Source organism: Paenirhizobium selenitireducens ATCC BAA-1503 (assembly GCF_900492185.1).
In the GTDB taxonomy this organism is placed as follows: domain Bacteria; phylum Pseudomonadota; class Alphaproteobacteria; order Rhizobiales; family Rhizobiaceae; genus Allorhizobium; species Allorhizobium selenitireducens_A.
The window spans coordinates 1-5,229 of the sequence record NZ_UEYP01000040.1 but is presented as its reverse complement, the minus strand read 5'-3'; the positions used below and the strand labels follow the sequence as shown (position 1 = coordinate 5,229).

Here is a 5,229-nt window from a genome sequence, read left to right as displayed (position 1 = left end):
GGTGCGACGGCGCACGTTTGATTCTGGCCGATCTGTGTGCGTCCGCCCCGTTTCCAGAAACGGCATCGATGAACGAAACCCGGTCCGTGCGGCGCTGGTCGGCGGCGGAGCGCTGTACATCGGGTTCGCGAGCGAAGGCATCAATCTACTGACCCTTAAGTCAGTCCCTGTTCGATCTAGCAATGTGTGGAGACGTTATGAGCATTAACAGACGCAAGTTCCTGGCGACCACCGCGGCGGCGGCGGCGGCCACTTCAGTTTTTCGGCCAGCCATCGCGCAGACCAAGAAACTTCGATTCGCGGTGGGACCGCTTCTGCCCAACCCCGAGGACACGAAGAAGGCGTTCGGGCCGGTATTTGCCCATATTGCAAAAGAGCTCGGTGCAGATTTCGAGCTCTCGGCGACCACCGATTGGGCCGGGATGGCAGTTGCCATGGGCGGCGGTCAGCTCGATCTGGCATGGATGGGGCCGTGGGGCTACATCATTGCCAACAACGCGACCGGTTGTCAGGCGGTCGCCACCGTCAAATATGATGAAAAGCCGACTTATCAGGCCATCATCATTGCGCGGCCCGATCTCAAGGTGACGAAATTCCCCGACGATACGAAGGACAAATCGATTTCCTTTGCCGACGTCGGCTCCACATCCGGCTGGTTGATCCCGACCTTCTACGCAAAGGAAGTCTGGAAAATCGATCCCAAGGCCTTCTGGAAGTACAGCGAAGGGGCCACACACGGGGCCAACGAGATCTCTGTCTCGTCTGGCCAGGTGGACATGGCTACCGACTTCGACCGCAACCGCAATGTCATGATCGCATCCGGCCGGGTCAAGGAGGACTCAAACAAGATCATCTGGACATCGGACCCGCTGCCCAACGATGCCATCGCGGTACCCGCCAACGCTTCCGCCGAGATGTCGAGCAAGGTGCAGGCCATCCTGACCGCGATCACGGTCGAGCAGGCAAAGTTGCTGCTGCCGAACCTGTACACCGGCTTTGTCGCGGCGACCCATGCCTCCTACAGGTCGATCGAGAATGCCGGCATCTCCGTCGGCAAGATCAAGGCAAAGGTGTGAGATGAACGCTACGGGAGCGAGACGTCTCCTCGAGGGCTCGATCGCTGGTCACGGCGGGATGAAATCCGCTGCAGAAGCCCTTGCCAAGCTCGAAGCTGCGCAACGCACATTCAGCGTTGCGCGAGTAAAAGGCTGGTTGCTCGTAGCGATTATCGTTGCTTTCTATCTGGTCGCCGCCGAACTCGCGCAGCTGGACCTCGGCAAGCTCGCCACGGGTCTCCCAAGACTTTGGGATTGGCTGTCGCGAGCCTGGCCGCCGAAGTTCGAGGAACTGCCGGTGTTCCTTTGGCGAACGGCGGAAACGGTCGCCATGGCCGCGATTGGCACAACGCTCGCCACGCTGATCGGGTTGCCTTTTGCGATCCTGGCAAGCCGCAATATCACGCCCTTTCCGTTGCTGTATTTCCCGACGAGGTGGTTTCTGAACGCGCTGCGTGGAATCGATTCCTTCGTGTTTGCGCTGTTGTTCGTGGCCGCGGTCGGGCTCGGGCCGTTCGCAGGTGTGCTCGGCATAACCCTCCACACGGCCGGCACGGCCGCCAAGTTCTTCGCCGATCAGATCGAAAGCGCGGACCTCGGTCCTCACAATGCGATCCGCGCAACCGGTGCGGGGCGACTTACCGCACTCACATACGGGCTCCTGCCGGATATTCTGCCGCTTCTACTCTCAACCTCGCTGTTCTGGCTGGAGTTCAACGTCCGCGCCTCCACTGTGTTGGGCGTCGTCGGCGCAGGCGGCATCGGCCAGGAGCTGAAGAACAGCATGGACCTTCTCGACTTCTCCCGGCTTTTCACAATCATAGCCGTCATCCTCATTGTCGTGACAGCGCTGGACTGGCTGTCGGGGTGGCTGCGCAAGAGGCTTGTTTGACCAATGGGTGACGCCGTGGACACGACATCTGCCAATGGGCGCACGTTAGGCTCGCAGCCGGACATTGTCGGCAAGCCGCCGGTGCTCACCGTCGAGGACTTCTCGAAGAGCTTCGGGGCGCGGTCGGCGGTGGAGAATGTGAGCTTTTCGTTGATGGAGCATGAATTCGTTGCGGTTCTGGGACCGAGCGGCGCCGGTAAAACCACGCTGTTTCGCTGTATCACCGGTTCGGCCAAATCGGACGCGGGGCGCATTCGCTTCGGCGGCACCGAGATCGAGCGGCTGACGCCCCGCGAGCTGCGACAAATCGCGGTCGTCTTCCAGCAATTCAATCTGGTGCGCCGGCTCACGGCTCTCGACAACGTGCTGGCCGGGCGGCTCGGTTATTTACCGACCTGGCGCGGCATATTCCGCCGCTACGAGCGCGCGGACAAGCTCAGGGCGTTCGAATGCCTGGAGCGTGTCGGCATGCTCGATCACGCGCTCCAGCGCGCCGACACGCTCTCCGGCGGGCAGCAGCAGCGGGTCGCGATCGCGCGCGCGCTCGCCCAGGAGCCACGGTTGATCGTCGCCGACGAGCCGGTTGCAAGTCTCGACCCCAGTTCGGCCGCCGGGGTCATGCAACTTCTCAAGGACATCGCGCGGGACGAAGGCGTTGCCGTGATCTGCAGCCTGCATCAGGTCGGCTATGCTCGCACATTCACCGATCGCGTCATCGGTCTTGCGCGTGGCCGCGTTGTCGTCGATGCGCCGACGCAGAGCTTGGACGAGGCTGCGTATGACGCGCTTTACGGTTCCGCGGACCTGCGATCGAACACTGCTACGACCGGGCACTCCGGGATGCCGGACCACCATTCGACCGTGGAAAAAGACCGCAGGGCGGCCCTTCTGTTGATTTCCGGCGAGAAGTGACCCTGGATTTCCACTGAGAAGTGACCCGGGGTGATGGTGGTCTTGGGTCAGGTTGCGGTCAAGTTTCGGGGCTTCTCCTTTGAGGGTTTGGGTGGTTTGGTCGAGCTGGCTCTGAAGCGGAAGCTGTCGTTTCCGGTCTCCAGGATATGGCAGTGGTGCGTGAGCCGGTCGAGCAAGGCCGTGGTCATCTTGGCATCGCCGAAGACCGTGGCCCATTCGGAGAAGCTGAGATTGGTGGTGATGATGACGCTGGTGCGCTCATAGAGCTTGCTCAGCAGGTGGAAGAGCAAGGCGCCGCCGGAGGCGCTGAACGGCAGATAGCCGAGTTCATCGAGGATGACGAGATCGGTGTGGACGAGGCGGCCGGCGATCTGTCCAGCTTTGCCCTGGGCCTTTTCCTGTTCGAGGGCGTTGACGAGCTCGACGGTGGAGAAGAAGCGGACCCGCTTGTGATGATGCTCGATGGCGTGGACTCCGAGAGCCGTGGCGATGTGGGTTTTGCCGGTACCCGGACCGCCGATCAGGACGACGTTGTGTGCGTCGTCGAGGAACTCGCAGCGATGGAGCTGGCGGACGAGCGCCTCGTTGACCTCGCTACTGGCGAAGTCGAAGCCGGCGAGGTCGCGATAGGCCGGGAAGCGCGCGGTCTTGAGCTGGTAGGTGGTCGATCGCACCTCCCGTTCGGCGGTCTCGGCCTTCAAGAGTTGTGCGAGGATCGGCATGGCGGTCTCGAAGGCCGGTGATCCCTGTTCCGTTAGCTCCGTGATGGCCTGGGCCATGCCATGCATCTTGAGGCTGCGCAGCATGATGACGATGGCTCCACTGGCTGGATTATGACGCATGGCGCGCCTCCCTGGCTCGGCGCAGGGCGTCATAGCGCTCGACGTTGGCCTGAGGCTCAGTGGTCAGCGTGAGGGCGGGGGGAGCCGGGATCGTTGGCGTGCTCAGCGGCGTACCGTCGATCAGCCGGTGCAGCAGGTTGATGATGTGGGTCTTGGTCGGCACGCCGGCCTGAAGGGCGAGCTCTACGGCCGTGAGCACGACCTGCTCATCGTGCTGGAGGACCAAGGACAGAATCTCGACCATCTCGCGGTCACCGCCTGGCCGCTTGAGCAAGTGCTGCTGCAGGGATCGAAACGCGGGCGGCATCTCAGCGAACGGCGCGCCGTTGCGCAGGGCACCGGGCTTGCGCTGGACGACGGCCAGATAATGCCGCCAGTCATAGACGGTCCGGCTCAGACGATCATGAGAGCGAGCGAACACTCGGCGATGCTCGCAGATTGCTTGCCCTTCAGCGACGAGGACGATCCGGTCGGGATAGACCCGCAGGCTCACCGGACGGTTGGCGAAGGAGGCCGGCACGCTGTAGCGATTGCGCTCCAGATGAACGAGGCAGGTCGGGGAAACGCGTTTGGCGTGCTCGACGAAGCCGTCGAACGGCCGCGGCACCGCCATCAGGTGCCGGATCTCCTCGCTCCAGACATCGGCGATCGAGCCGGGCTGCGAGCCGTGCCCGGTCTGTGACCACAACTCCCGGCACCGGGTCTCCAACCAGTCGTTCAGAGCTTCCAGGGAGGGAACGTTCGGCAGGGGTTGCCAGAGCCGATGACGGGCATCCTGTACGTTCTTCTCAATCTGCCCTTTCTCCCAGCCGGAAGCGGGGTTGCAGAACTCCGCCTCGAACAGGAAGTGGCTCACCATGGCCGAGAAGCGGATGTTGACCTGGCGTTCCTTGCCGCGGCCGACCTTGTCGACGGCCGTCTTCATGTTGTCGTAGATGCCCCGCCGTGGCACGCCGCCCAACACCCGGAAGGCGTGGTTATGGGCATCAAACAGCATCTCGTGGGTCTGGAGCAGGTAGGCTCGAAGCGTGAAGGCCCGACTGTAGGACAGCTTGACATGGGCGACCTGGAGCTTGGTGCGCTCGCCGGCAATGATCGCCCAATCCTCCGACCAGTCGAATTGGAACGCCTCGCCCGGCACAAAGGCCAGCGGCACGAAAGTACCGCGGCCGCTGGTCTGTTGCTCACGCAACCGGGCAGCCTTCCAGTCCCGGGCAAAGGCCGCGACCCGATTGTACGACCCCTCATAGCCGAGGGTCACCAGATCAGCGTGCAGCTGTTTGATCGTACGCTTGTGCTTGCGCGACTTGCCGCTCTCGACCCGCAGCATCGCTGCGAGCTTATCGGCATAGGGATCGAGTTTGCTCGACCGCTCGGGAAGATGAAACCGGGGTTCGACGCTGTCCGCCCGCAGGTACTTGCGCACGGTGTTCCTCGAAAGGCCGGTGCGGCGGGAGATATCCCGGATCGAGAGGTGATCCCGGTAATGCCAGCGTCGGATGACGCTCAATAACTCCATGTCGATCAC

5 protein-coding genes are annotated in these 5,229 nt (G+C 62.6%); 3 read left to right on the top strand and 2 right to left on the bottom strand.

Translation table 11 applies throughout. The features are described 5' to 3' along the window. Positions 1-197 precede the first annotated feature (197 nt). Genes RHIZ70P_RS22595 through phnC form a run of 3 tightly spaced genes read left to right on the top strand, consistent with a single transcriptional unit; the run spans position 198 to position 2,859 of the window. Positions 198-1,076, top strand: coding sequence for a phosphate/phosphite/phosphonate ABC transporter substrate-binding protein (locus RHIZ70P_RS22595; RefSeq protein ID WP_115672807.1), 879 nt, complete (start codon positions 198-200; stop codon positions 1,074-1,076). A 58-nt stretch (positions 1,077-1,134) separates the two neighbouring features. Beyond that, entirely contained in the window at positions 1,135-1,947 is an 813-nt protein-coding gene (gene phnE, locus RHIZ70P_RS22590; protein ID WP_024922083.1) for a phosphonate ABC transporter, permease protein PhnE, read from the top strand. Between the two features lie 3 nt (positions 1,948-1,950). Beyond that, positions 1,951-2,859: a phosphonate ABC transporter ATP-binding protein gene (phnC, locus tag RHIZ70P_RS22585; protein WP_235842323.1), complete on the top strand. Its 909-nt coding sequence runs from the start codon at positions 1,951-1,953 to the stop codon at positions 2,857-2,859. 47 nt (positions 2,860-2,906) lie between these two features. On the opposite strand, the gene istB is transcribed toward phnC, so the two are convergent. Further along, entirely contained in the window at positions 2,907-3,701 is a 795-nt protein-coding gene (gene istB / locus RHIZ70P_RS22580; RefSeq protein ID WP_006023736.1) for an IS21-like element helper ATPase IstB, read from the bottom strand. Then, positions 3,691-5,220 carry an IS21 family transposase gene (istA, locus tag RHIZ70P_RS22575; RefSeq protein ID WP_006023735.1) on the bottom strand — a complete coding sequence of 510 codons (1,530 nt, stop codon included), beginning with the start codon at positions 5,218-5,220 and terminating at the stop codon, positions 3,691-3,693. Before istA ends, istB begins: the two co-directional genes overlap by 11 nt. Between the last annotated feature and the right edge of the window lie 9 nt (positions 5,221-5,229).

Coding starts and splice junctions, on each gene's coding strand:
- RHIZ70P_RS22595 (WP_115672807.1), top strand. CDS start 198: ATGAGCATTAACAGACGCAAGTTCCTGGCGACCACCGCGGCGGCGGCG.
- phnE (WP_024922083.1), top strand. CDS start 1,135: ATGAAATCCGCTGCAGAAGCCCTTGCCAAGCTCGAAGCTGCGCAACGC.
- phnC (WP_235842323.1), top strand. CDS start 1,951: ATGGGTGACGCCGTGGACACGACATCTGCCAATGGGCGCACGTTAGGC.
- istB (WP_006023736.1), bottom strand. CDS start 3,701: ATGCGTCATAATCCAGCCAGTGGAGCCATCGTCATCATGCTGCGCAGC.
- istA (WP_006023735.1), bottom strand. CDS start 5,220: ATGGAGTTATTGAGCGTCATCCGACGCTGGCATTACCGGGATCACCTC.